The sequence below is a fragment of the Bradyrhizobium sp. WBOS07 genome (assembly GCF_024585165.1).
Taxonomy (GTDB): Bacteria; Pseudomonadota; Alphaproteobacteria; order Rhizobiales; family Xanthobacteraceae; genus Bradyrhizobium; species Bradyrhizobium japonicum_B.
In genome coordinates, this window is sequence record NZ_CP029008.1 from 1,161,963 (window position 1) to 1,188,703 (window position 26,741).

Below are 26,741 nucleotides of genomic sequence, written 5' to 3' on the forward strand. Positions count from 1 at the left end.
GATGCCCGATTCCGACCCGGTCCAGGACAACCCGCGCAACACGGCCAATCTGCCGGCCGTGGTGACGCCGGGCGAGGTGATGCGCCCGGCCGCCGATGGCTGGCTGCTGCGCGCCATCCGCACGCTGTTCGGCTGGAAGGCGGGATCGGTGCGCGACGACCTCCAGGTCGTGCTCGATGCGACGACGCCCGGCGATTCCGGTTTCTCCGCGGTCGAGCGCACCATGCTGCGCAACATCCTCGGCCTGCACGAGCGCCGCATCGCCGATGTGATGGTGCACCGCGCCGACGTCGTCGCGGTGAAGCGGGACATCCCGCTCGGCGAGTTGATGGACCGCTTCGAGAGCGCCGGCCATTCCCGCCTCGTGGTCTACAACGAGACGCTCGACGATCCCGTCGGCATCGTCCACATCCGCGACCTGCTCGCCTTCATGACCGCGCGCGCCCGCGTGTCGGAAACCACCAAGACCAAGCGCAAGAAGCCGCTGCCGGCCGGGCTCGACCTGCGCGCCGTCGATCTCGCGATGCCGCTCGAGGAAGCCCACATCATCCGCAAGCTGCTCTACGTGCCGCCGTCGATGCGGGCGATCGACCTGCTGGCGCAGATGCAGGCCACGCGCATCCACCTCGCGCTGGTGGTCGACGAATATGGCGGCAGCGACGGGCTGGTGTCGCTCGAGGACATCGTCGAGCAGATCGTCGGCGAGATCGACGACGAGCACGATAGCGACGAGCCGCCTTCGATCGTGCGCCTGCCCGACAACGCCTTCATCGCCGACGCCCGCGCCAGCCTCGACGACGTCCGCTCGGTGATCGGCGAGGATTTCGTCACCGGGGAAGCCGGCGAGGAGGTGGAGACGCTGGGCGGCTATCTCGTCAGCTTCGTCGGGCGCCTGCCGGTGCGCGGCGAGGTGATCTCGGGCCCCGGCACCTACGAGGTCGAGGTGCTCGATGCCGATCCGCGCCGCGTCAAGCGGCTGCGCATCTCGACGCGAAAGGAGCGTCCCGCGCCGCGGACCCAGCGAGAGAGAAGCCGCCGCGAGGCCGCGCCGGACAGCAGCCAGCCGCCGGCCGGCGACACGCCCAGCCCGCCGCCGAGCGACGGGACCAGCCAGCAGTGAGTCCGTTCCAACGACTTCGGCAAATCGCGCTTGCCATCATCCTCGCCTGGGGATGGAAGCGCGCGGTCATCGCCATGGGGTGCGGAGCGCTGTCGGTGCTGGCACTGGCGCCGTTCAACCTCTTTCCCGTGCTGTTCATCACCTTCCCGGTGCTGGTCTGGCTGATCGACGGCGCCGGCGCCGGCCGATATGGCGGCGTCCCCGCCGCCGCGTTGACCGGCTATTGGTTCGGGCTCGGCTATTTCGTGCCCGGGCTCTACTGGATCGGCTACGCCTTCTTCGTCGACGCCGATATATTCGCCTGGCTGACGCCGTTCGCCGTGCTCGGCCTGCCGGCCTATCTGTCCATCTTCACGGCGATCGGCTTTGCGCTGGCGCGCCTGCTCTGGACCAAGAACGCCACGCGCGTGCTTGCGCTCGCAGCAAGCCTCACCGTCAGCGAGTGGTTGCGCGGCCACGCGCTGACCGGCTTCCCCTGGAACGCGTTCGGCTATGCATTGTCCGAGCCCGCGCCGCTGGCGCAGACGGCGTCGCTGATCGGCCTGTGGGGCATGACGTTCCTGGCGGTTGCGATCTTCGCGAGCCCGGCGACGCTGATCGACCGCACGCCCGATCGCCGCCTGCCATGGCGCGTGCCGGCGGCGGCGATTGGGCTCCTGATTGTGATGAGCATTTTCGGCGCGATCCGCCTGTCGCTGCATCCGACCACGATGGTCGCGGGCGCCAAGCTGCGCCTGATGCAGCCGAACCTGCAGCAGGACGCGAAGTTCAACTACGCCGCCAAGACGGAGGTGATGAAGAAATATCTGGCGCTGTCGGACCGCGCCTCGGGCCCGCAATCGACCGGCGTGCGCGATGCCACCATCCTGATCTGGCCGGAATCCGCCTTTCCGTTCTTCCTGACCCGGGAAGCCGACGCGATGGCGCAGATCGCCGACCTCCTTCCGAAAGGCACCGTGCTGATCACGGGCTCGGTCCGCGCGCCCGACCTGCCGCCCGGCAAGCCGATCACGCGTGCCTACAATTCGATCTATGTCATCGACCACGACGGCAGCGTGCTGGCTGTGTACGACAAGTTGCATCTGGTGCCGTTCGGCGAATTTCTGCCCTACCAGTCGTTGATGGAGAAGCTCGGATTCGAGCAACTGACGCGTGTGCGCGGCGGCTTCATTCCCGGCACGGTACGGCATGCGCTGCAGGTCCCCGGCGCACCGCCCGCGCTGCCGCTGATCTGTTACGAAGCGATCTTTCCCGGCGAAGTGGCGGGTCGCGGCGAACGTCCCGGCTGGATCGTAAACCTCACCAATGACGGCTGGTTCGGCATCTCGACCGGCCCCTATCAGCATCTGGAGCAGTCGCGCATGCGCGCGATCGAACTCGGATTGCCGCTGGTCCGCTCCGCCAATACCGGCATCTCCGCAGTGATCGATCCGGTGGGCCGCACCGTTTCCAGCCTCGGACTCGGAATCGAAGGCATTTTGGATGCAAATCTGCCCGCCACGATCTCGCCGACCGTCTACGCGCGGGTGGGCGATGCGCCCGCAGCCATGCTCGTCGCGCTGGCCGTGTTTCTGGCCCTCCGCCGACGCGTCAGCAAGCGGCAGAGCTGATCGCGCCATCGCTGCGGAGGTAGCCGGAAACTTTTGACAACCGTAGTCCCACGGTTGACAGACTGCATGCGGGCTCCCCATTCTGCCCCGGCTGCAAAAGACAGCGGTGCGTTGCTAAATTTCTCCGCAATGTTTCCCAATAACAGGGTTTGATTTGACGTTGCTTGCACCTGAGGCACTGCGATTGATTGCGCTGAAGGTGGTGTTTGGAGGGCTGAGGAAATGTCGAAAGCGCCCAACCCTGTTGACAAATATGTCGGCAGTCGCGTGCGTATGCGCCGCATCATGTTGGGCATGAGCCAGGAAAAGCTCGGTGACGCTTTGGGCCTGACTTTCCAGCAGATCCAGAAATACGAGAAGGGCACCAACCGGGTCGGCGCGAGCCGCATCCAGCAGATCGCCGAAATCCTGCAGGTGCCGGTGTCGTTTCTGTTCGAGGGCGGTCCGAGCGGCGTGCCGGGGCCGGATGGCTTCAGCGAAGGCGCCTCGCCCTCTTACGTCTCGGATTTTCTCGCGACCTCCGAAGGCCTGGCCTTGACCAAGGCGTTCACGCGAATCACCGATTCGAAGATGCGCCGCTCGATCGTCGATCTCGTCGAGCAGATCGCGGCCCGGGAAGGTCCCGACAAGCGCTGACCCGCCGTCGCGATGGCGATTTGAGACCGCGTGAAATCTGGCCTATGTCGTCATTTGTGGCCGCGCTTTGTCGTGCGTCCGCTTCGATGATGCGATTCAAGGGCACAGATACAGTGATGGCCAGCACCAATTGGTTCGATTCCCAAACTATCCTCGACGGCATACGCCGCTGGGTCGAGATCGAGACGCCGACGGAAGCGCCTGAGCAGGTCAACAAGCTGGTCTCCGTCGTCGCGGAGCAATATCGCGACTTGCCCGTCACGCTCGAGCGCGTCGCCGGTGTCGGCGGCTGCGGAGACCATCTCCTGGCGCGTTCGACCTGGGGCCAGGACCAGCCGGGCATTCTGGTGCTGAGCCACCTCGATACGGTCCATCCCATGGGATTCATCGAGCGCCTGCCGTTCAAGGTCGAAGGCGACGTCGCCTTCGGCCCCGGCATCTACGACATGAAGGGTGGCGCCTACATCGCCCATCACGCGTTCGGCGCGCTCTGTGCGACGGCCGATCGTTCGCCGCTCGGCATCACGCACCTGTTCACCTCCGACGAGGAGATCGGCAGCCCGACCTCGCGCGCGCTGATCGAGCAGGAAGGACGCAAGGCCAGATACGTGCTGGTGACGGAGCCGGCGCGCGACGGCGGCAAGATCGTCACCGGCCGGAAGGGCGTCGGACGCTTCCGCGTGTTCGTCAAGGGCGTGCCGGCGCATGCCGGCTCGCGGCCCGAAGACGGCCGCAGCGCCGTCCGCGAGCTCGCCAACGTCATCCTGGCGCTGGAAGGGATGAACGACCTCGCCCGTGGCGTCTCCGTCAATGTCGGCGTGGTGCGCGGCGGCACGCGCCCCAACGTCACGCCGGAAGAGGCCTATGCCGAAGTCGACCTGCGCGTGCTGAGCCTCGCGGACGCTGACGAGTTCGTCGGCAGGATCCTCGCCCTGACCTCGAAAACCGACGGCGTCACCGTCACCGTCACGGGCGAGCTCAACCGTCCGCCCTACGAGAAAAGCAATGCGGGCGCCGCGCTGTTCGAGCACGCGAAGACGCTCGCCGGCGAGATCGGCTTCGAGCTGACCGATACGCACACCGGCGGCGGCTCGGACGGCAATTTCACCGCCCCGCATACCGCAACGCTGGACGGGCTCGGCGTCGACGGCAAGGGCGCGCATACCCATTATGAGCAGCTCTACGTCTCCTCGCTTGCGCCGCGCGCGCGGCTGCTCCATCGCCTGTATCAGACGCTGCGATGAGCGAACGCAAATCAGATCCCGATCGCGACGACAGCGAGCGCGCCTTCTTCGGGCGCCGCAAGGGCCACAAGCTCAGGCAGCACCAGGCCGAGCTGGTCGATCATCTGCTGCCGCATCTCGCGCTCGACATCCACAGTGATACGCCGGCGGACGCCCGCGAGATCTTTGGCCCCGGGACCGACGATGTGCGGCTCGAGATCGGCTTCGGCGGCGGCGAGCATCTTGCGGCCGAGGCGCAGAAATTCGCCACGACCGGCTTCATCGGCTGCGAGCCCTATGTCAACGGCATGGCGAAGATCCTCGCGCAGATCGAGGCCGCCAATATCGGCAACATCCGCCTGTTCGCCGGCGATGCCGCCGAGCTGCTGGCCTGGTTGCCCGAGGCATCGCTGTCGCGGATCGACCTGATCCACCCCGATCCGTGGCCGAAGCGGCGGCACTGGAAGCGGCGCTTCGTCCAGGACCGCACCATCGCGGCGATGGCGCGCGTGCTGAAGCCAGGCGGCGAATTCCGCTTCGTCTGCGATATCGACGATTACTGCGCCTGGACGCTGTCGCACCTTGCGCGCTCGCAGGACTTCGTCTGGCTTGCCGAACGCGCCGACGACTTCAGGCAGCCATGGGCCGGCTACACCATGACGCGCTACGGCCGCAAGGCCGCGCGCGAAGGACGCAAGGCGGCTTACCTGCGGTTCAAGCGAGTTTAGATCGTCTGCCGGTTGCGCCAGAAATTCACGACGCGCTCGGCGGTCGTCGGCATCAGGCGCGTGAAGTTTGCGCGCGCGGCCTCGATGTCGGCATCGGCCGGAATGCGATGCGGGCCGTACCAGAGCAGAATGAGCGCGCGCACCGTGGGCCAGCCCAGATTCAGCACGCGGCCGACGATGAGAATCGGATCGTAGCGGTCGCCCGAGATCAGGCGGTCGAGAACCGCGAGGCGGACGCCGGACATCGCCGAGAGCGTTGCAATCGATTCCTCGTATTTGTTCGCCTTGGCGAAGCCGAGCAGTGCGCTTTCGCCGAGATGGCCCTCGCGATGCAGGGAGAGCACCGTGCGCTGGGCCGCCGAGAAATCCCGCCGGGGTCCGGGCGGCAGCGCGGCTTCCTCGATCGCCGCCATTGCGCGCTTGATCTCGGCCTGGCGTGCGGGATTGACCACGCTGGAAAGGCGCCGGCGGATCACGTCGAGCGTCCCGCCGAGAAGCTCTTTCAGGTTCTCGCCCGAAAGGTCGTTGCGCTGGCCGATTTTGAGCGTCAGCACGCCGTCCCGCGCCGCGCGCTTGACCATCTCGGAATAGCTGCCGGGCGAGAACGCCGCCCCGGCATTGCCGGCGGCGCGGCGCACCACGTCGCGATCGCCGCGCTCGACCAGCACATCGGTGATTGCAGGCGACAATGTCGGGCGTTCCGTCATCGCCAGCAGATGGCCCTGACCCTTCAGGCGCGCGATCTCGACCAGGGCGGTGTCATCGAGCACGGGCGAGCGGCGCAGCACGGGACCCGCCACCATGATCTCGTTTTCGCGCGCGAGTTGGTTGATCAGGTGCGGCGGCGCGTTGTTCAAATGCGAGAAGCGCTCGGCGAGGTCGGCGCGCGAGGCGAGCTCCGCATGCGGGACAAGATCGATCAGGAGGTTGTCGAAGAGATCGATGAGCTCGGGACGAAGATTGGCGGAATCCTGGAAGAACAACTCGGAGATGGCGCGCGCGATCTCGCCGCGCCGCCGCGGATCGCCGCGTTTGACGATATCGTCCAGTCCGGGAATGAGCGACGTGGCAACGGTCATGAAAACGCAACTCGATCAGGGCACGCCGCGGGTGCGCCCTTGGTCCAAGCCGCCCCACAATCGGGGAATTTAGCCGCCCCGGGTGAAGGAAGCGTTGCCGCAGGGCGGTCGCGGAACGACGCAAAAAGGCCCCGTTCCCCCGCAATGGGCCTTGTCCGGGCGGGGGGAAAGCGCTATATCAGCGCCAATTCATCTTCTCATACGATCCGCGTAGTGAGAGTGGGCCCGAAAGGACCCGCTCTTTTTTATTACCTGAACGCGGCGTGGCGGAAGATGCGGCCCGACCCGTGTCGGGGACATTCCGAAGCGGGCTTTGAAATCTTAACCAAGCCTTAACCATCGAGCGCCTGATCCTGGACATGACCGAACCGAACCCTGGTTCCACGGACGCCGAATTGCTGGCCGAGCCGAGACTCGTGGTCGAGCCGGGCGTGGCGGCACGGGTATCCGCGGTCGCAGCGCCGGTGCTGGAAGGCATGGGATATCGTCTGGTGCGGATCCGCATTTCCGGCGAGGCCGGCTGCACCGTGCAGATCATGGCCGAGCGGCCGGACGGCTCGATGCAGCTCGAGGATTGCGAGGCGATCTCGCGGGCGCTCTCCCCCGTGCTCGATGTCGCCGACCCCATCGATCGCGCCTACCGGCTGGAAATTTCCTCACCGGGGATCGACCGTCCGCTGGTCCGCCGCTCCGATTTCGAGCGCTATGGCGGCCATCTGGTGAAGATCGAGATGGCGGTCGCCCACGAGGGACGCAAGCGGTTCCGCGGCACGCTCGGCGCCGTCGAAGGCGACCGCGTGCATCTGCGTCGCGACGACGTCAAGCCGGGCGACAATCCCGACGTGCTACTGACCATGGAGGATATCGGCGAGGCCCGGCTGGTGCTGACCGACGAGCTGATCGCCGAATCCATGCGCCGCGGCAAGGCCGAGGAGCGCAAGATGCGCAGGGATCTCGGCCTGGAGCCGCCGGCTCCTCCGCACGCCGAGATCAGCGCGAAGATCACCAAGAACACCAAGCCGAAAAAGAAGCCGGCTCCGACCAACACGAAGAAACATCGCCTTGCCGCCGAACGCGCGCGGCGCGGCGAGACCGATCCTGACCAAGGAGACTAGCCATGGCAGTCAGCGCCAATCGACTTGAATTGCTCCAGATCGCCGACGCCGTTGCGCGCGAGAAATCGATCGACCGCGGTATCGTCATCGCGGCGATGGAGGACGCCATCGCCAAGGCCGCGCGCGCCCGTTACGGCAGCGAGACCGACGTTCACGCCGAGATCGACCCGAAGAAGGGCGAGCTGCGGCTGTCGCGCCACATGCTGGTGGTCGACAAGGTCGAAAATCATTCCAACCAGATCTCGCTGGTCGACGCGCAGCGCGCCAATCCCGGCGCCCAGGTCGGCGACACCATCGCCGACACCCTGCCGCCGCTGGAATATGGCCGCATTGCCGCGCAATCGGCCAAGCAGGTGATCGTGCAGAAGGTGCGCGAGGCCGAGCGCGACCGGCAATACCAGGAATTCAAGGACCGCATCGGCGACATCGTCAACGGCGTCGTCAAGCGCGTCGAATATGGCAGCGTGATCGTCGATCTCGGCCGCGGCGAAGCCATCATCCGTCGCGACGAGATGCTGCCGCGCGAAGTGTTCCGCAACGGCGACCGCGTCCGCGCCTACATCTTCGACGTCCGCCGCGAAACCCGCGGCCCGCAGATCTTCCTCTCCCGCACCCATCCGCAGTTCATGGCGAAGCTGTTCGCGCAGGAAGTGCCGGAGATCTATGACGGCATCGTCGAGATCAAGGCGGTCGCCCGCGACCCGGGCTCGCGCGCGAAAATCGGCGTGATTTCCCGCGATTCCTCGGTCGATCCGGTCGGCGCCTGCGTCGGCATGCGCGGCTCGCGCGTGCAGGCCGTGGTGAACGAATTGCAGGGCGAGAAGATCGACATCATCCCCTGGTCGCCTGATATCGCGACCTTCGTGGTCAACGCGCTGGCGCCGGCCGAAGTGTCCAAGGTCGTCATCGACGAAGACCGCGAGCGCATCGAGGTCGTCGTGCCCGACACCAACAACCAGCTTTCGCTGGCGATCGGCCGCCGCGGCCAGAACGTGCGTCTGGCCTCGCAGCTCACCGGCTGGGACATCGACATCCTGACCGAGCAGGAGGAATCGGAGCGCCGCCAGGCCGACTTCGAGAACTCCACCCGCGTCTTCATGGAATCGCTCAACGTCGACGAAGTGGTCGGCCAGCTGCTGGCGTCCGAGGGCTTCACCTCGGTCGAGGAACTCGCCATGGTGGACCTCAAGGAGCTCGCCAGCATCGAGGGCTTCGACGAGGAGACCGCGCAGGAGCTCCAGAGCCGTGCCCGCGAATATCTCGAGCAGCAGGAAGCCGAGATCGAGGCGAGGCGCAAGGAGCTCGGTGTCGAGGACGCCGTCAGGGACGTGCCCGGCGTCACCTCCAAGATGCTGGTGAAGTTCGGTGAGAACGACATCAAGACGGTCGAGGACCTCGCCGGCTGCGCCACCGACGATCTGGTCGGCTGGACCGAGCGCAAGGAAGGCGGCGAGCCCACCAAGCATCCGGGCGCGCTCGACGGCATCGATATCTCCCGCGACGATGCCGAAGCCATGATCATGCAGGCCCGCGTCAAGGCCGGCTGGATCACCGAGGCCGATCTCGCCAAGCCCACCGAGGAGGCTGAGGCGACCGAAGATCAGCCGGCTTGAGGCGTGTTTCAGCGAAAGCGGAGGCCGGTCTTGCCTAGAGAACACACGATCTAGAAGGCGAAGGAGGATGTCGCCCGGATGCTCGCCAATATTGACAGCGAACTCGACCATGGGCCGCGGACCGAAAGGTCCGCGACCATGCGGATGTGCGCTGTCAGTCGGCAAGTCCGGCCGATTGACGAGCTGATCCGTTTCGTCGTTTCGCCGCAGGGCGACGTAGTTCCGGATCTCAAGCGCAAGCTGCCCGGACGCGGCATGTGGCTCACGGCCTCCCGCGGGGTGGTTGCGGAAGCGGTACGGCGTCACCAATTTAGCAAGGCCTTCAAGCGCGAGCTGCGGCCCCCTCAGACGCTTCCTGCCGACATCGAGACGCTCCTGGTTCGGAGCGTGACGGAAGCCCTTGGGATTGCCGCCAAGGCCGGCCAGATCGTGACTGGGTTCGGCAAGGTCGAAAGCGCCCTGAAGGAAGGCACGGTCGAGGTCCTGATCCACGCCAGCGACGGGGCCGCGGACGGAATCCGCAAATTGGACATGCTGGCACGTCAAAATGCCGGGAATCGCGGCGCCAAGCCGCAGATTCCCGTCGTCACCGCGCTGAAATCGGTAGAATTGGATTTGGCACTGACCCGGTCAAATGTGATACATGCTGCCGTGCTCGCGGGCCCGGCGAGCAAGTCATTCCTGTCACGTAGCCAGATGCTGGTCCGATACCGGATGGCGGACGATGACAAGACTGCCGAAGAGCACGGCCAGGATTTCTGAGAGACACGACGACCCAATTGGACGGTGCGGCAACGCACAACACTGATAAATCAGGATTAGGACTGCTGAATGGTTGATACCAAGACCCCTGGCGACAAGAAGCTGAGCGTTCCGAGCAAGACGCTATCGCTCAAGCCGCGCGTCGAAACGGGCACTGTGCGCCAGAGCTTCAGCCATGGCCGCAGCAAGCAGGTCGTGGTCGAGAAGCGCGGCAAGCGCCGCATCGACGGCACCCCCGAGCCGCAGGCTGCCGAGGTGGCGAAGCCCGCGCCGGCCGCGCCCACGCCCGCCCCGTCGCGTCCCGCGCCGCCGCGCAACGCCGGCTCCGGCGTGGTGCTGCGCACGCTGACCGAGGACGAACGCTCCGCCCGCGCCAGCGCGCTGGCCGATGCCAAGGTGCGCGAAGTCGAAGAGCGCCGCCAGGCCGAGGAAGAGGCCCAGCGCCGCGCAGTCCGCGAAGCCGCCGAACGCGCCGAGCGCGAGGCCGCCGAATCCCGCCGCAAGGCCGAGGAGGAGCGCCACCGCCACGAGGACGAGGCCAAGCGCAAGGCCGAGACCGAGGCCAAGAAGCGTTTCGGCGAAGGCGAGCAGCCGCAATCCGCCCCGCGCGCCGCCGCGGCGGCCCCGGCCGCTGCAACGTCGCGGCCCGGAGCGCCCGCAGCGCGAACCGGAACCGCGACGGCACGCCCGGGAACGACGACACCGCGCCCCGGAACCAGCACGCAGCGACCGGCCGGCGGACCGCTCGGTCGCGCACCTGCGGTCGCGGCCGGACCCGACGAGGACGATGGTCCACGCCAGATCCGTCGCGGTCCCGGCGGCGCCGCGCGTCCTGCGGCGGCTCCCAAGACCACCCACAAGCCCGGCCCGCAGAAAGAGCGCGGCCGCCTGACGGTCGTCACCGCGCTCAACGCCGACGAAGTCCGCGAGCGCTCGATCGCCTCGTTCCGCCGCCGCACCCAGCGCCTGAAGGGCCACGCCTCGAACGAGCCCAAGGAAAAGCTGATCCGCGAGGTGGTCATCCCGGAAGCGATCACGATCCAGGAACTCGCCAACCGCATGGCCGAACGCGCGGTCGACGTCATCCGCATGCTGATGAAGCAGGGCGCGATGCACAAGATCACCGACGTGATCGACGCCGATACGGCGCAGCTGATCGCCGAAGAGCTGGGGCACACCGTCAAGCGCGTTGCCGCCTCCGACGTCGAAGAAGGCCTGTTCGACCAGGTCGACGATTCCACCGACACCGAGACGCGCTCGCCGGTGGTGACCGTGATGGGTCACGTCGACCACGGCAAGACCTCGCTGCTCGATGCGCTCCGTCACGCCAACGTGGTCTCCGGCGAAGCCGGCGGCATCACCCAGCATATCGGCGCCTATCAGGTGGTATCGCCCGAGAGCGGCAAGAAGATCACCTTCATCGACACGCCCGGCCACGCCGCGTTCACCGCAATGCGCGCCCGCGGCGCCAAGGTCACCGACATCGTCGTGCTGGTGGTCGCGGCCGATGACGGCGTGATGCCGCAGACGGTCGAAGCCATCAATCACGCCAAGGCCGCGCGCGTGCCGATCATCGTTGCCATCAACAAGATCGACAAGCCCGACGCCAAGCCCGAGCGCGTGCGCACAGAGCTGCTCCAGCACGAGGTGCAGGTCGAATCCTTCGGCGGCGACGTCGTCGACGTCGAAGTGTCCGCCAAGAACAAGACCAATCTCGACAAACTGCTCGAGATGATCGCGCTCCAGGCCGACATTCTCGACCTCAAGACCAATTCGGAGCGTCCGGCCGAGGGCACCGTGATCGAGGCCAAGCTCGACCGCGGCCGCGGCCCGGTCGCGACCGTGCTGGTTCAGCGCGGCACGCTCCGCGTCGGCGACATCATCGTCGCTGGCGCCGAGATGGGCCGCGTCCGCGCGCTGATCTCCGATCAGGGCGAGACCGTGCAGGAAGCAGGTCCGTCGGTGCCGGTCGAAGTGCTCGGCTTCAACGGCCCCCCGGAAGCAGGCGATCGTCTCGCCGTGGTCGAGAACGAAGCCCGCGCCCGCCAGGTCACCAGCTACCGCGCGCACCAGAAGCGCGAGAACGCGGCTGCCTCGATCTCCGGCATGCGCGGCTCGCTCGAGCAGATGATGTCGCAATTGAAGACCGCGGGCCGCAAGGAATTCCCGCTGATCATCAAGGCCGACGTGCAGGGCTCGCTGGAAGCGATCTTGGGCTCGCTGGAGAAGCTCGGCACCGACGAAGTCGCAGCCCGCATCCTGCATGCCGGCGTCGGCGGCATCTCGGAATCCGACGTGACGCTGGCCGAAGGCTTCAACGCCGCGATCATTGGCTTCTCGGTTCGTGCCAACAAGGAAGCCGCTGCGGCCGCCAAGCGCAACGGCATCGAGATCCGCTACTACAACATCATCTACGATCTCGTGGACGACGTGAAGAAGGCGATGAGCGGCCTGCTCGCGCCGACCTTGCGCGAAACCATGCTCGGCAATGCCGCGATCCTGGAGATCTTCAACATCTCCAAGGTCGGCAAGGTCGCCGGCTGCCGCGTCACCGACGGTACCGTGGAACGCGGCGCCAATGTGCGCCTGATCCGCGACAACGTCGTCGTGCACGAGGGCAAGCTGTCGACGCTGAAGCGTTTCAAGGACGAAGTGAAGGAAGTCCAGTCCGGTCAGGAATGCGGCATGGCCTTCGAGAACTACCACGACATGCGTGCCGGTGACGTGATCGAGTGTTACCGCGTGGAGACGATCCAGCGCTCCCTGTAAGTCCAAATCTTACCGAAGCGCCCGGATCTTTTTTGAACTGAAATTGCGGGAGTGCGATGGCCGGATTTTTCCGGCCATCCACCCCTCTTCGTTTCAACAGGACAAATGACGCTGCCCGTGTCCCGAGCACGGGCATGACGAGGTGATTTCGAGAATGCCACGCCATCATCAGAAAAAGAGTTCCGCACCCGGCGGCGGCTCGCAGCGCCAGTTGCGCGTCGGCGAGCAGGTTCGCCACGCGATGGCCGATATTCTGGCGCAAGGCAACGTGCATGATGCGGATCTCGAAGGTCACATCATCACCGTGCCGGAGGTGCGGATGTCGCCCGACCTGAAGCTCGCGACGGTCTACGTGATGCCGCTCGGTGGCCGCGACACCGAGATCGTCCTCGCTGCGCTCGCACGCAACAAGAAGTTCCTGCGCGGCGAAGTCGCGCGGCGCGTTAACCTGAAATTTGCACCCGACATTCGCTTCCGCGTCGACGAACGATTCGACGAAGCGGAACGGATCGAGAAGCTTTTGCGAACACCTGCGGTGCAGAAGGATCTGGAACAGGATCCGGCGACGGATCGGGAAGAAGAACGATGACGATGGACCCGGCTCACGACACGATCAGCGGCGAACAGGCCGATCAGCGCGACGTGCAGAAAAATAATCTTGCGGACGATAATTTCGCAGGCTTGGGCGGCAATTCGGAGCCGCATCACGAGCCGCGCCGCGTCAACAACGATCCGCGCGCCAAGCAGCAGAAGGGCAACCAGGTCCGCCGCGACCGGCGCGACGTCCACGGCTGGGTCGTGCTCGACAAGCCGATCGGCATGACCTCGACGCAGGCGGTTGCGGTGCTCAAGCGCCTGTTCAACGCCAAGCGCGCCGGCCACGCCGGCACGCTCGATCCGCTCGCCTCGGGGGGCCTGCCGATCGCGCTCGGGGAGGCCACCAAGACCGTTCCCTTCGTCATGGACGGCCGGAAGCGCTACCAGTTCACGGTGTGCTGGGGCGAGGAGCGCGATACCGACGACATCGAGGGCCGGGTGACCGCGACCTCGGACCAACGCCCGACCCGGGAGGCCATCCTGGCTCTGCTGCCCCGCTTCACCGGGGTGATCGAGCAGATCCCGCCGCGCTATTCCGCAATCAAGGTCCAGGGCGAGCGCGCCTACGATCTCGCCCGCGACGGCGAGGTCGTGGAACTGGCCCCCCGTCCGGTCGAGATTCACCATTTAACCCTTGTGGATCAACCGGATAACGACCACGCCGTGTTCGAGGCCGAATGCGGCAAGGGCACCTATGTCCGCGCGCTGGCCCGCGATATGGGCCGAATTCTCGGCACTTATGGCCATATCTGCGCGCTCCGGCGGACCCTGGTCGGCCCATTTGGCGAAAACGACATGATTCCGCTGGATCAGCTGGAGGCTTTGTGCGATAGAGCCGCGTCCGGCGAGGGCAGCCTCGCCGACGCGCTTTTGCCCGTTGAGACCGCGCTGGACGACATCCCGGCACTGGCCGTCACTCGGGCTGATGCGGCAAGGCTCCATCGGGGCCAGGCCGTTTTGTTGCGCGGACGGGATGCGCCCACTTGTAGCGGCACAGTCTATGTCACGGTGGCAGGCCGGCTTCTCGCGCTTGCTGAAGTCGGCAATGGCGAAATCATCCCCAAGCGTGTGTTCAACCTGACCGGCCTGACTGCCAGCCCCGGTCGCAACGAGAGAAATTGACGATGTCGATTGCCGCAGAACGCAAAGCGGAAGTCATCAAGACGAATGCCACCAAAGCCGGCGACACCGGCTCGCCCGAGGTCCAGGTCGCGATCCTGTCGGAACGCATCAACAACCTCACCAGCCATTTCAAGACCCACGTGAAGGACAACCATTCGCGTCGCGGCCTCTTGAAGCTGGTCTCGACCCGCCGCTCGCTCCTCGACTATCTCAAGAAGAAGGACGAGGCGCGGTACAAGGCGCTGCTCGAGAAGCACAATATTCGTCGTTAAGAGTTCCTGCGCGCGCCCTTGGCGCGCGTTTTCGCACGCGGTTTCGAACGAAGGCGCTTATTTTAAGCTTTTTTAGATCGAGGCTGCGCGCGCGTCGAATGCGGGCCCAAAGCGCGATAAGAATCGCACTTTGGTTTGTTGTTTGAGCATGATCTTTACGGAAAACCGCTTCACGCTGTTCCGGATCATGCTTGAGTGACGGCCGGCATCCGGGGCATGAAGGGCGAAGACCGAAGGTTCGGTGTTCGTGTTCGTGCCGACTGACAGTCCAGCAGCAATCCGGCGGCTGGGCACAACGGGCAAGGCGCCCGTATGACCCGAAAGGATGGACGCCATCCGACATCCAAAAACCATGGCAGGATCGCAGGACGCTGATCATCCGCTCCGATCAGCGTCCCGCAATCTTGCGCATGGTTTTTGTTTTTCGAGAGCCGTCCCCTCTTTCGAGAACCCATGAAAGAAGACCTCTATGTTCAATAAGCATTCAGTCGAGATCGACTGGGGCGGACGCCCTCTCAAGCTTGAAACCGGCAAGATCGCCCGCCAGGCCGACGGCGCCGTCGTCGCCACCTATGGCGAGACCGTGGTGCTTGCCACCGTCGTCGCGGCGAAGGCCCCGCGCGAAGGCGTCGACTTCCTGCCCCTGACCGTCGACTACCAGGAAAAGACCTACGCCGCGGGCCGCATTCCCGGCGGCTATTTCAAGCGCGAGGGCCGTCCGACCGAGAAGGAGACGCTGGTCTCCCGCCTGATCGACCGCCCGATCCGCCCGCTGTTCGTCGACGGCTGGCGCAACGAGACCCAGGTGATCGCCACCGTGCTGTCGCACGACATGGAGAACGATCCTGATATCGTCGCGCTGGTGGCTTCGTCCGCTGCGCTGACCCTGTCCGGCGCGCCGTTCAAAGGCCCGATCGGCGCCGCCCGCGTCGGCTTCGTCAATGACGAATATGTGCTCAACCCGACGCTCGACGAGATGGTCGACACCCAGCTCGACCTCGTCGTCGCCGGCACCGCCGACGCCGTCCTGATGGTGGAATCGGAGGCCAAGGAGCTGAACGAAGACATCATGCTCGGCGCGGTGATGTTCGGTCACCGTCACTTCCAGCCGGTGATCAACGCCATCATCGAGCTGGCCGAGAAGGCCGCCAAGGAGCCGCGCGAAGTCACCGTCATCGACAATGCCGCGCTTGAGAAGGAAATGCTCGGCCTGGTCGAGCAGGAGCTGCGCGCCGCCTACGCCATTCCGATCAAGCAGGATCGCTACGCCGCGGTCGGCAAGGTCAAGGAAAAGGTGATCGCGCACTACTTCCCCGAAGGGCAGGAGCCGAAATACGACAAGCTGCGCATCGGCGCCGTGTTCAAGGAGCTCGAGGCCAAGATCGTTCGCTGGAACATTCTCGACACCGGCAAGCGCATCGACGGCCGCGACAACAAGACCGTGCGCAACATCGTCGCCGAAGTCGGCGTGCTGCCGCGCGCCCACGGCTCGGCGCTGTTCACCCGCGGCGAGACCCAGGGCCTGGTCGTCACCACGCTCGGCACCGGCGAGGACGAGCAGTACATCGACGCGCTGTCGGGAACGTACAAGGAGACGTTCCTGCTGCACTACAACTTCCCTCCCTACTCGGTCGGTGAGACCGGCCGCCTCGGCGGCACCAAGCGCCGCGAGATCGGCCACGGCAAGCTGGCGTGGCGCGCGATCCACCCGGTGCTGCCGCCGCACCACGAGTTCCCCTACACGATCCGTGTGGTCTCGGAGATCACCGAATCCAACGGCTCCTCGTCGATGGCTTCGGTCTGCGGTGCCTCGCTCGCGCTGATGGACGCCGGCGTGCCGTTGAAGCGGCCGACCGCGGGCATCGCGATGGGCCTGATCCTCGAAGACAAGCGCTTCGCGGTTCTCTCCGACATCCTCGGTGACGAAGACCATCTCGGCGACATGGACTTCAAGGTGGCCGGCACCGAAGCGGGCATCACCTCGCTGCAGATGGACATCAAGATCGAGGGCATCACTGAAGAGATCATGAAGGTGGCGCTCGGCCAGGCCAAGGAAGGTCGTATTCACATCCTCGGCGAGATGGCGAAGGCGCTCACCAATGCGCGCGCCGAGCTCGGCGAATACGCGCCGCGCATCGAGACCTTCAAGATCGCCACCGACAAGATCCGTGAAGTGATCGGCACCGGCGGCAAGGTGATCCGCGAGATCGTCGAGAAGACCGGCGCCAAGGTCAACATCGAGGACGACGGCACCGTGAAGGTCGCCTCCAGCGACGGCGAGGCGATGAAGGCCGCGATCAAGTGGATCAAGTCGATCGCATCCGATCCGGAAGTCGGCCAGATCTACGACGGCACCGTGGTCAAGGTGATGGAGTTCGGCGCCTTCGTGAACTTCTTCGGCTCCAAGGACGGCCTCGTTCACATCAGCCAGCTCGCTTCCAACCGCGTGCAGAAGACCTCCGACGTCGTCAAGGAAGGCGACAAGGTCAAGGTCAAGCTGCTCGGCTTCGACGATCGCGGCAAGACCCGCCTGTCGATGAAGGTGGTCGACCAGACCACCGGCGAAGATCTCGAGGGCAAGGGCGGCGAGGGCGAGAAGGCCCCGCGCGAAGCCGCCGGCGAGTAAGCCTCGCTACTTATCAATCAGAAGCACGAAGGGCGGCCGAGAGGCCGCCCTTTTTGTTGCTGGTTCCGCCGGCGTCATCGGACGGGCGATGTGCGATTCCGTCGCAGCATCGACGTGGCTGCGATCGAACCCGGGACGATTGCCGCTGCGTACCTGATTTGACCGCCGTGCGCTTCATCAGCGGATCGTCCCAGACAGGAGAACCACATGTCATCCATATCCCGGCGCCGTCTCATACTCGCAACGACCGGCCTCGTCGTGGCTGCCGCCGCCCCACGCATGGCCTTTGCCCAGGCCGCGGCGGCGCCCGCAGGCCCATTCAAGCTCGATCCGCTGGCCTATCCGGCGAACGCGCTGGAACCGCACATTGATGCCAAGACGATGGAGATCCATCACGGCCGCCACCACCAGGCGTTCATCACGAACCTGAACAATTTCGCAAAGGACAATCCGCAGATCGCGGACAAATCGATCGGCGAAGTGCTGGGCAATCTCGGCGCCGTGCCGGAGGCGATCCGCACCGGCGTTCGCAACAGCATGGGCGGCCACGCCAACCACACGATGTTCTGGCAGATCATGGGGCCGAATGGCGGCAAGCCGGAAGGTGCCCTGCTTGCCGCGATCGACGGCGATCTCGGCGGCATGGAGAAGCTGCAAGCGGACTTCAACGCCGCCGGCGGGCGCGTGTTCGGCTCGGGCTGGGTATTCGTGACCGTCAGCAAGGATGGCAAGCTCACGATCGAAACGCGGCCCAACCAGGACAATCCGATGATGGACGGCAAGCAGGCGCTGCTCGGTAACGACGTCTGGGAGCACGCTTATTACCTGAATTACCAAAACCGCCGCGCCGATTATCTCAAGGCCTGGTGGAGTACGGTGAACTGGAGAGTCGTCGGCGAGCGCTATGCCGCCGCGAAGGCCGGCAAGCTCAAGGTCTGATCACAGACCGCAATCAAAAAAGAAGGACGACCTCGCGGCCGCCCTTCCTGATTATACGCGTCGTTACCGAGCGCCGCTCACTTCTCCCGCGCGCGGGAACGGCACTCTCGCTTCACTTGCGCACGATGTCGTAGCGGTCGAGGTTCATCACCTTGGTCCAAGCCTTGGCGAAGTCAGCCACGAACTTCTCCTTGGAGTCCGAGGTCGCATAGACCTCGGCGAAGGCTCGCAGCTGGGAGTGCGCGCCGAAGATCAGATCGACGCGCGTTCCCGTCCACTTCACCGCATTGGTCTTGCGGTCGCGGGCCTCGTAGCTGCCGTCGGCGACCGGCGTCCACTGCGCGCTCATGTCGAGCAGGTTGACGAAGAAGTCGTTGCTGAGCGTACCCACCTTCGAGGTGAAGACGCCATGCTTCGAACCGTTCGCATTGGCGCCGAGCACGCGCAGGCCGCCGAGCAGCACGGTCATCTCCGGACCGGTCAGCCTCAGGAGCTGCGCTCGGTCGACCAGCGCCTCTTCCTGCTGCATGAACTGATGTCGCTTGCCGATGTAATTGCGGAAGCCATCGGCCCGCGGCTCGAGCGGTGCGAAAGATTCCACATCGGTCTGCTCCTGCGAAGCATCCATGCGGCCCGGCGTGAAGCCGACCTTGACGTCGACGCCGGCATCCTTCGCGGCCTTCTCGACCGCAGCGGTGCCGCCGAGGACGATGAGGTCCGCCAGCGAAACCTTCTTCGCGCCCGACGAGGCGTTGAAGTCCTTCTGGATCGCCTCGAGCTTGCCGAGCACCTTCGAGAGCTGCGCCGGTTCGTTCACCTCCCAGTCCTTCTGCGGAGACAGGCGAATGCGCGCGCCGTTGGCGCCGCCGCGCTTGTCCGAGCCGCGGAACGTCGAGGCCGACGCCCAGGCGGTCGAGACCAGCTCGGACACCGACAGGCCCGACGCCAGGATCTTGCTCTTCAGCGCAGCGATGTCCTGCTCGCTGACGAGCTCGTGGTTCACGGCCGGAATCGGATCCTGCCAGATCAGCGTCTCCTTCGGCACCAGCGGGCCGAGATAGCGCTGGATCGGACCCATGTCGCGATGGGTGAGCTTGAACCAGGCGCGGGCAAAGGCGTCCGCGAACTGATCCGGGTGCTCGAGGAAGCGGCGCGAGATCTTCTCATAGACCGGATCGAAGCGCAGCGAGAGGTCGGTCGTCAGCATGGTCGGCCGATGCTTCTTCGACTTGTCGAAGGCATCGGGAATGATCGCGTCGGCGCCCTTGGCCGTCCACTGGTTCGCGCCGCCCGGGCTCTTGGTCAACTCCCATTCGAAATTGAACAGGTTCTCGAAGAAGTTGTTGCTCCACTTCGTCGGCGTCGTCGTCCATGTCACTTCGAGGCCGCTGGTGATGGCATCGCCGGAGTGACCCGACGCGTGCTTGCTCTTCCAGCCGAGACCCTGATCCTCCAGCGCGCCCGCTTCCGGCTCCGGTCCGACCAGCGAGGGATCGCCCGCGCCGTGGGTCTTGCCGAAGCTGTGCCCGCCGGCGATCAGCGCGACGGTCTCCTCGTCGTTCATCGCCATGCGGGCGAAGGTCTCGCGGATATCCTTGGCCGCGGCGACCGGATCCGGCTTGCCGTTGGGGCCCTCCGGATTGACATAGATCAGGCCCATCTGCACCGCGCCGAGCGGCTCGGCGAGCTGGCGTTCGCCGCTGTAGCGCTCATCGCCGAGCCAGGTGCCCTCGGGACCCCAGTACAGCTCTTCCGGCTCCCAGACGTCGACGCGGCCGCCGGCGAAACCGAAGGTCTTGAAGCCCATCGATTCCAGCGCGACGTTGCCGGCGAGCACCATCAGATCGGCCCAGGACAGCTTGCGGCCGTATTTCTGCTTGATCGGCCACAGCAGACGGCGCGCCTTGTCGAGATTGGCGTTGTCGGGCCAGCTGTTGAGCGGTGCAAAACGCTGCTGACCGGCGCCGGCGCCACCGCGGCCGTCGGTGATGCGATAGGTGCCCGCACTGTGCCAGGCCATGCGGATCATGAGGCCGCCGTAATGACCGAAATCGGCCGGCCACCATTCCTGCGAATCCGTCATCAGCGCGGTCAGATCCTTGATCACCGCGTTGAGGTCGAGCGACTTGAACTCCTTGGCGTAGTCGAAGTCCTTCCCCATCGGATCGGACTTGTCGGAATTCTTGTGCAGCACCTCGATATCGAGCTGCGTCGGCCACCAGTCGCGATTCCCGCGCGTGGGTTTTCCGCCCGAAAACGGGCACTTCGAAGTGTCGTCCATGAATACCTCCTCTGGTGGCGTCGAACTCGCGCCTTTGACCAGGTAGAACCACTCTAAGCGTCGCGTTCGATCAGGGGAAGTTGACTTTAATGATCGCTGCAATAAGATTTGCTGATGCTGAACGTGACGCTCCGCCAGCTCCGGTATTTCGATGCGCTGGCGCGTCATGGCCATTTCGGCCGCGCGGCCGAGGCTTGCTCCATCTCGCAGCCGGCCTTGTCGATGCAGATCAAGGAGTTGGAGGAGGCGCTGGGCGGGCTGCTGCTGGAGCGCAGCGCGCGCCAGGTGGCGCTGACCCGGTTTGGTGAGGAGCTCTCCCAGCGCGTCCGCGACATCCTGCGCTCGGTCGATGAGCTCGGCGACTTCGCCCGCGCCTCGCAGGACCGGTTTGCCGGCCGCTTGCGCATCGGCATGATCCCTACCATCGCGCCCTACCTGCTGCCCACGATCACCAAGAATCTCACGCGCCTGCATCCGGAGCTCGATATCCGCGTGCGCGAGACCATGACGCCGCGGCTGATCCAGGAGCTGGTGGAGGGGCGGCTCGACACCGCCATCGTCGCGTTGCCGGTGTCGGAGCCCTCGCTCACCGAGGTCGCCCTGTTCGAGGAAAAATTCCTGCTGGTCCGGCCGGGCTCCGATGAGGGGACGCCGGCGCCCTCGCGCGAGATGATGCGCGAGATGCGGCTGTTGCTGCTCGAAGAGGGTCACTGCTTCCGCGATCAGGCGCTGTCGTTCTGCAACATGCAGTCGGCGCCGCCGCGCGAGATGCTCGATGCCAATTCGCTGTCGACGCTGGTGCAGATGGTCAGCTCCGGCATCGGCGTGACGCTGATCCCGGAGATGGCAGTGCCGGTGGAGACGCGATCGGCCTCGGTCTCGCTCGCGCGCTTCCGCGATCCCGAGCCATCCCGCACCATCGGCATGGTCTGGCGCAAGACCAGCCCGCTGGCCCGGCAGCTGCTGCAGATCTCCGAAGTGGTCTGCCTGTCGGCCGGCAAGGTGCGCGCGCGGCAATCCGTGCGCAGCCAGAGAGCCTGACGTCCGATGTCGCCTCCGGTCATCCGTCCCGCCGATGCAGACGAATATGATGAGGTCGGCCGCGTCTGGATGGAAAGCTGGGTCTCGACCGGGCTCGGCGAGGCCAGCGACTTCCTGCTCGCAAACCTGCGCGCGCGCATCCGGCGCGAGATCGAGGACGGCTGGAGCCTGTTCGTCGCCGACGATCGCGGCGCCATCGCCGCCATGCTGGCGCTGCATGTGCCGAGGCGTTATCTCGACATGCTCTTCGTCGCGCCCGCCTATCAGGGCCGATCGCTCGGCCGGCAATTGCTCGCCTTCACCCGCACGCAAATGCCGGATGAGATGTACCTGCGTTGCGTCCGCGAGAACGAAAAAGCCTGGCGCTGGTACGAACGCGAAGGCTTCGTGTTCGAGAAGGAAGAGATCGAGCCGTCGAACGGATTCACGATGAAATATTATCGGTGGAAGAAGGCAGATTGAAACCCCGAGCTACACTTGCGGGCAAGGCTTGCACGCTCTAGTTTTGCAACTCTCGAATTCTCAACCGCTCATTCCCCAATCATGTTACGCACTTTCGCCGTCGCTGCCATCCTCGTGTCGTCTTGCGCCGCGACCGGGTGGTCCCAGTCCCCTCTGCTCCACCCACTGCCGCAACTCCGGCGACGACCAAGCCGGCTGGGAAGAAGGCGGGGCCGAAGGCCAAGCAACCGGCAGCGAACAAGCCGCAAGCGGTGGAAATCGGCCCCTGCAAGCTCGGCGTGATCTCGGTGATCGGCGAACGCTACTCCGTCCAGAAGTTCGGGCTGACCATCTTCGAGAACGAGGAGACCGAAGTTGCCATCGACTGGGGTCTTGACGACCTCGTGTTTGCAAGGGTGAAGGCCGCAGCGGGTAACGATCCCCGTGTTCGCAGGATCACCTATCCCAAGGGAGCCTTCGAACCCTTCTACAATCCGAAATCGCGATTCATTCCCGATCCCAGCGAACGCCTGCCGGCGATCGTGCGCGGCATCACGCCGAGCGCGAGCTGCGATCGATATCTGGTTGCGACCACGTACAAGGGCGAATTGCCGGGCAGCCGACTGATGCTGAATGGTATCGGCACGTTCAATCAAGGCCTCGGGAATCTGATCCGGCATTCGCATTTGTTCGCCAACATCTCGATCAACCTGATCGACGGTAGAAGCTATGAGCAGATCAACCGTCCGTTCGTGAATTTCGGCGTCAACCTCGCAGCGAGCATGCGGTTGACGGAGGATCCACTCACCAAGCTCGACAACGATCATTTCCCCAATCCGCCCGCGACGGCTTCGAGCAGCGCGGTTCTGCGCGAGAGAACACGTGCGCTCGTGACCGACAGGCTCGATCGGGGCCTTCCCGGCTATCTGAAGCAGGAGTGACACCCACTCATTCGGGTTGACCAAGATATTGCGCGCCGAACACGGTCTTCTCCCATGCGTAGTGAGTTGCGGATTCCAGGCAGACACGCGATGAATTAGACTTGCGTCTCTCGCACATTGGAAGGTCCGCGCCATGATCAAGCTCTATTGGTCGCCCCGCTCGCGCTCGTTCACGACGCTCTGGCTGATGGAGGAGAGCGGCCTGCCCTACGAGCGGGTGCTGACCGACATCTCGACCGGCGCACAGAAGGCGCCGGATTATTTGAAGATCAATCCGATGGGCAAGGTGCCGGCGCTGACCGACGGCGATGCCGCGCTCGGCGAAGCCGCGGCGATCTGCGCCTACATCGCCGACCGCTATCCAGAGACGAAGCTCGCGCCGGGGGTGACCGATGCACGCCGCGCGCGCTATCTGCAATGGCTGTTCTTCTCGCCGGGCTGCATCGAGCCCGCCATCATCCAGATCTTCACCAAGATCGAGATTCCGACCTCGACCGCGGCCTGGGGCAGCGCCACGCAGGTGTTCGACGTGCTGGAAGCCGCGCTCGCCAAGGGACCGTGGATTCTCGGCGAGGACTTTTCCGCGGCCGACATCGTGGTCGGCTCGGGTCTGAACTTCGCGGTGCGCCTGTTCAAGATGGTGCCGACGCGCCCCGCCTTCGATGCCTATCTGGCGCGCTGCACCGCGCGGCCGGCGTTCCAGCGCGCGGAGAAGATCGCGGCAGGGTGAGACGGCGCGCTTACAATTTGATCTTGAGGACGGCGAGCCCGGACTGCTGAAGCAGTCCGGAGGATGTCGCCGCAAGGCCGTAGCGGATGCCGAGATCAAATCCCTTGCCGTCGGCCGCGACGAGACCCAGCGCGGTCGAGTAGATCCAGGGTGATAACGCAAGGCCGTTGGTGACGAAACTATCGCCGCCGCCGGCGAACGCCGACTTGATCTGCAGTCCCTGGTTCAACGTGTTGTAGCCGACCCCGACATCGCCAGTGAGATAGACCTGCTTCGTGACCTGGTACGCGCTCTTCAGCCCTGCCGTCAACGTCAGCTCGCGATAGGTTTGCGCCTCCACGTTGAGGCTGAAGCCGCCCGCGCCGCCCTCCTGATAGGCGGATGAGCGGACATGGCCATAGTCCAGCCGCAGCGACGGCGCGATGGTAAGCCTCGGCTCGACCGGAATCAGCTTGCGGAGGCCGGCACCCGCGTGGCCGCTGTAGGAGCGATAGCCGGCGCCGGCCAGGCCGTTGATGAAGGTGAGCGAGCGGCTCGCGCCATTGTCATTCAGCGCGCCGTCGAGCTGGCCGTCGACCTGAAGGCCGTGGCCGAGGGCATAGGCCCCGTAGAGACCCGCCCGATAGGAATCGATGGCGAGCCGGTGCGGGACGGCAGCCTCGCTGCCGGTGACGGCTTGATGCGAATAGGCGAACACGCCGCCGAGCATCGCGCGCGGCGAGATCGCCCCGTCCGCGCCGACGGCAATGCCGCCGCCCGACGCGCTATAGCCGGGGACCCCGTCGACGCCGCCCTGCCGGATGCTGCCGCCGAGCGGCTTCATCCAGACATTCCGCTCAGGCGTGACGCCTGTGTTCAGCCCGAGCACATCGTCCAGTCGCCCCGTCATCGCCTGCTGAAACATTCGCTGCGTGGCGTAGGTCGCCTGCGATGCCGCGCCGGTGAGGACGGGCAAGGTCTGGTTGACCGCGTCGACGAGACCGGAGCCGCTGAGATTGTCGAGCGCGGCGAAGCCGGTCGCCATGCTCCCGGTCCAGCCGAGCGATGTCGCCGACAGGCGATAAAGCATGTCGGCCGCGCCTAAGCCCGCGCGGCTGTTCTGCGCCTGAAGCGTCTCGGCATAGGGGCGCACCAGGGAGATATAGGCAACGCCGCCGGTCGGGTTGCCCGAGAGATCGTAGGTGCCGACGAGCATCTGTGCGCCCGAGGCGTCGCCGCTCGCGTTGCCATAGAGGCTGGCGAGCGTGCCGCGCGAGAGCGTGTTGAACAGGACATTGCCCTCCGGGGTCACAGATCCCAGCAGCGTGAAGTTGGCGGCGGAGCTGCCTGCGGGCGCCACGCCCGCGCCCCAGAAATATCCGTTCTGGTAATTCGTGATGACGAAGCGGCCGGGCGCGGAGGTGCCGAACAACGAATTGCTGGCGATCCGCCACGGCGTGCCTGGCATCCATGCCCATTGCGGCACGGAGTTGGCGGGAACGGGCTGCGAGGCCGGCGGCGTGAAGGTCGCGGGATCGTAGGGCAGCATGTAGGCCCAATGAGTCACGAGCACGCTGTCGCCCGTGATCATCTGCATCTCCATCGAGGTCACGCCGCCAATGGTTCTCATGTGGCCGAGACCAACGGTCACCGCGCCGCCGGACGTCGGCGTGAACTGCATCGTGATCTGGCCCGCCGTCGTGACAAAGCCCTGGATGGTCGAGTTGTCGGTGAGAAGCGCGGGACCTATCTTGAGCTGCGCCACGCTTGTTCCCGTGAACGAGCCGTTCGTCGCGGTCGCGAGCGACCACAGGGTCTGGTCGCCGATCGGGATCGGATTGGAGAAGCCGGTTTTCGGCGACGCATAGGCCAGCAGCTGCGCCGTCGGCACGTACCAGTCGGTGTTGGAGAGGGTCGTGTCCCAGATCGCCGATTGTGCCAGGGCTCGCGAACCGCCGCAGAGCAGCATCACGCCCGCTACGGACGCCAGCGCGCTCGCGCGACCTATCGCATGCAGGCTTGTCGCACGCGGCCTTGGCACGATCCCTCCTCCCGGACCGCAGGAGATACGACCCTGCGGCGCCACCGCGGCAGCATGCATAATTTTGTGATCGAGTCAGCCCCATGATCGTGGGGCGGGAGGAGTAAGATTCGGTAGGGTGGGCAAAGGAGCGTTAGCGACGTGCCCACGTCTTCAAATGGTGGGCACGCTTCGCTTTGCCCACCCTACGAAAGCATCCTAATCCGGAGCCTTCAGATCGTCGGGCCGCGGCATCAGCACGATGTTGTAGCCGGAATCGACATAGTGGATCTCGCCGGTGACGCCGCCGGACAGATCCGACAGCAGGTACAGCGCCGAGCCGCCGAGCTCGTCGAGCGTGACGCCGCGGCGGAGCGGCGAATGCTTCTGCATGAAGGCGAACATGGCGCGCGCCTCGCCGATGCCCGAGCCCGCGAGCGTGCGGATCGGACCTGCGGAGATCGCGTTGACGCGTATGCCGCGCGGTCCGAAATCCGAGGCGAGATAGCGCACCGAAGCTTCCAGCGCGGCCTTGGCGACGCCCATCACGTTGTAGTTCGGCATCGCGCGCTCCGAAGCGCCGAAGGTCAGCGTGATCATGCTGCCGCCCTCATTCATCAGCTCGGCGGCGCGCTTTGCGACCTCCGTGAACGAGAAGCAGGAGATCACCATGGTGCGCGAAAAGTTCTCGCGACTGGTATCGGCGTAGCGGCCCTTCAACTCGTTCTTGTCGGCGAAGCCGATCGCGTGAATGACGAAGTCGAGCTTGCCCCATCTTTCCCGCAGCGCGGCGAAGGTGGCATCGACGCTGGCGATGTCCTCGACGTCGCAAGGTAGCACCAGATCGACACCGAGCTGCTCCGCCAGCGGCTTGACGCGCTTGCCGAGGGCATCGCCCTGGAAGGTGAAGGCGAGCTCGGCGCCGTGGGCATGCAGCGTCTTCGCCATGCCCCAGGCGATCGAATGATCATTGGCGATGCCCATGATCAGACCGCGCTTGCCTTTCATCAGACCTTCCATTGCCCGGCGACTCCTATCATTCCGACGTCATCGCCCACGAAGGCGGGCGATCCAGTATTCCGAGATAGCTGTTTTTA

22 protein-coding genes are annotated in these 26,741 nt (G+C 65.2%); 18 read left to right on the forward strand and 4 right to left on the reverse strand.

Annotation, left to right across the window (positions count from 1 at the left end; translation table 11 throughout):
* Nucleotide 1: 1 nt before the first annotated feature.
* The 5 genes from DCM79_RS05450 (at nt 2) to trmB (ending at nt 5,317) form a co-directional block, all read left to right on the forward strand.
* Nucleotides 2–1,120: a hemolysin family protein gene (locus tag DCM79_RS05450; RefSeq protein ID WP_257178985.1), complete on the forward strand. Its 1,119-nt coding sequence runs from the start codon at nt 2–4 to the stop codon at nt 1,118–1,120.
* Nucleotides 1,117–2,730 (forward strand): apolipoprotein N-acyltransferase, encoded by a 1,614-nt coding sequence (lnt, locus tag DCM79_RS05455; RefSeq protein WP_257178986.1) that lies wholly within the window; start codon nt 1,117–1,119, stop codon nt 2,728–2,730. The genes DCM79_RS05450 and lnt overlap by 4 nt, the downstream gene beginning before the upstream one ends.
* 222 nt (nt 2,731–2,952) lie before the next feature.
* A complete protein-coding gene (locus tag DCM79_RS05460; RefSeq protein ID WP_028133651.1) occupies nt 2,953–3,366 on the forward strand; it encodes a helix-turn-helix domain-containing protein in 414 nt (137 codons plus the stop codon).
* A gap of 86 nt (nt 3,367–3,452) precedes the next feature.
* Nucleotides 3,453–4,610 carry a M20 family metallopeptidase gene (locus tag DCM79_RS05465; RefSeq protein WP_257178987.1) on the forward strand — a complete coding sequence of 386 codons (1,158 nt, stop codon included), beginning with the start codon at nt 3,453–3,455 and terminating at the stop codon, nt 4,608–4,610.
* The gene (trmB, locus tag DCM79_RS05470; protein ID WP_257178988.1) at nt 4,607–5,317 is read left to right on the forward strand and encodes a tRNA (guanosine(46)-N7)-methyltransferase TrmB; all 711 of its coding nucleotides are present in this window, start codon (nt 4,607–4,609) and stop codon (nt 5,315–5,317) included. Before DCM79_RS05465 ends, trmB begins: the two co-directional genes overlap by 4 nt.
* Here trmB and DCM79_RS05475 read toward each other — a convergent pair.
* The gene (locus DCM79_RS05475; RefSeq protein WP_257178989.1) at nt 5,314–6,396 is read right to left on the reverse strand and encodes a DUF2336 domain-containing protein; all 1,083 of its coding nucleotides are present in this window, start codon (nt 6,394–6,396) and stop codon (nt 5,314–5,316) included. The genes trmB and DCM79_RS05475 overlap by 4 nt on opposite strands.
* 359 nt (nt 6,397–6,755) lie before the next feature.
* On the opposite strand from DCM79_RS05475, the gene rimP reads away from it, so the two are divergent.
* The 9 genes from rimP (at nt 6,756) to DCM79_RS05520 (ending at nt 18,211) form a co-directional block, all read left to right on the forward strand.
* Nucleotides 6,756–7,511, forward strand: a complete 756-nt coding sequence (gene rimP / locus DCM79_RS05480; protein ID WP_257178990.1) for a ribosome maturation factor RimP — start codon at nt 6,756–6,758, stop codon at nt 7,509–7,511.
* A gap of 2 nt (nt 7,512–7,513) precedes the next feature.
* The gene (nusA, locus tag DCM79_RS05485) at nt 7,514–9,124 is read left to right on the forward strand and encodes a transcription termination factor NusA (protein WP_257178991.1); all 1,611 of its coding nucleotides are present in this window, start codon (nt 7,514–7,516) and stop codon (nt 9,122–9,124) included.
* 78 nt (nt 9,125–9,202) lie between these two features.
* Nucleotides 9,203–9,886: an RNA-binding protein gene (locus tag DCM79_RS05490; RefSeq protein WP_257178992.1), complete on the forward strand. Its 684-nt coding sequence runs from the start codon at nt 9,203–9,205 to the stop codon at nt 9,884–9,886.
* Between the two features lie 69 nt (nt 9,887–9,955).
* Nucleotides 9,956–12,655, forward strand: a complete 2,700-nt coding sequence (gene infB / locus DCM79_RS05495) for a translation initiation factor IF-2 (RefSeq protein WP_257178993.1) — start codon at nt 9,956–9,958, stop codon at nt 12,653–12,655.
* A 154-nt stretch (nt 12,656–12,809) separates the two neighbouring features.
* Nucleotides 12,810–13,244, forward strand: coding sequence for a 30S ribosome-binding factor RbfA (gene rbfA / locus DCM79_RS05500; protein WP_257178995.1), 435 nt, complete (start codon nt 12,810–12,812; stop codon nt 13,242–13,244).
* Nucleotides 13,241–14,374 (forward strand): tRNA pseudouridine(55) synthase TruB, encoded by a 1,134-nt coding sequence (gene truB, locus DCM79_RS05505; RefSeq protein ID WP_257178996.1) that lies wholly within the window; start codon nt 13,241–13,243, stop codon nt 14,372–14,374. The genes rbfA and truB overlap by 4 nt, the downstream gene beginning before the upstream one ends.
* Before the next feature lie 2 nt (nt 14,375–14,376).
* The gene (gene rpsO, locus DCM79_RS05510; RefSeq protein WP_028133641.1) at nt 14,377–14,646 is read left to right on the forward strand and encodes a 30S ribosomal protein S15; all 270 of its coding nucleotides are present in this window, start codon (nt 14,377–14,379) and stop codon (nt 14,644–14,646) included.
* Nucleotides 14,647–15,115: 469 nt separating this feature from the next.
* Complete coding sequence (pnp, locus tag DCM79_RS05515; RefSeq protein ID WP_257178997.1) at nt 15,116–17,272, forward strand: polyribonucleotide nucleotidyltransferase; 2,157 nt, start codon at nt 15,116–15,118, stop codon at nt 17,270–17,272.
* Between the two features lie 207 nt (nt 17,273–17,479).
* Nucleotides 17,480–18,211, forward strand: coding sequence for a superoxide dismutase (locus DCM79_RS05520; protein ID WP_274069708.1), 732 nt, complete (start codon nt 17,480–17,482; stop codon nt 18,209–18,211).
* A gap of 112 nt (nt 18,212–18,323) precedes the next feature.
* Here the strand turns inward: DCM79_RS05520 and katG are convergent, their stop codons facing one another.
* Nucleotides 18,324–20,492: a catalase/peroxidase HPI gene (gene katG, locus DCM79_RS05525; RefSeq protein WP_257178998.1), complete on the reverse strand. Its 2,169-nt coding sequence runs from the start codon at nt 20,490–20,492 to the stop codon at nt 18,324–18,326.
* A gap of 114 nt (nt 20,493–20,606) precedes the next feature.
* On the opposite strand from katG, the gene DCM79_RS05530 reads away from it, so the two are divergent.
* From DCM79_RS05530 to DCM79_RS05545, 4 genes are all read left to right on the forward strand, one after another.
* Nucleotides 20,607–21,533, forward strand: coding sequence for a hydrogen peroxide-inducible genes activator (locus tag DCM79_RS05530; protein WP_257178999.1), 927 nt, complete (start codon nt 20,607–20,609; stop codon nt 21,531–21,533).
* A 6-nt stretch (nt 21,534–21,539) separates the two neighbouring features.
* Nucleotides 21,540–21,995 carry a GNAT family N-acetyltransferase gene (locus tag DCM79_RS05535; protein ID WP_257179000.1) on the forward strand — a complete coding sequence of 152 codons (456 nt, stop codon included), beginning with the start codon at nt 21,540–21,542 and terminating at the stop codon, nt 21,993–21,995.
* Nucleotides 21,996–22,246: 251 nt separating this feature from the next.
* Nucleotides 22,247–22,915: a hypothetical protein gene (locus DCM79_RS05540; protein ID WP_257179001.1), complete on the forward strand. Its 669-nt coding sequence runs from the start codon at nt 22,247–22,249 to the stop codon at nt 22,913–22,915.
* Between the two features lie 133 nt (nt 22,916–23,048).
* A complete protein-coding gene (locus tag DCM79_RS05545) occupies nt 23,049–23,645 on the forward strand; it encodes a glutathione S-transferase family protein (RefSeq protein WP_257179002.1) in 597 nt (198 codons plus the stop codon).
* A gap of 10 nt (nt 23,646–23,655) precedes the next feature.
* Here the strand turns inward: DCM79_RS05545 and DCM79_RS05550 are convergent, their stop codons facing one another.
* Entirely contained in the window at nt 23,656–25,665 is a 2,010-nt protein-coding gene (locus tag DCM79_RS05550) for an autotransporter outer membrane beta-barrel domain-containing protein (protein WP_373568107.1), read from the reverse strand.
* 198 nt (nt 25,666–25,863) lie between these two features.
* Complete coding sequence (fabI, locus tag DCM79_RS05555; protein WP_257179003.1) at nt 25,864–26,664, reverse strand: enoyl-ACP reductase FabI; 801 nt, start codon at nt 26,662–26,664, stop codon at nt 25,864–25,866.
* Nucleotides 26,665–26,741 lie beyond the last annotated feature (77 nt).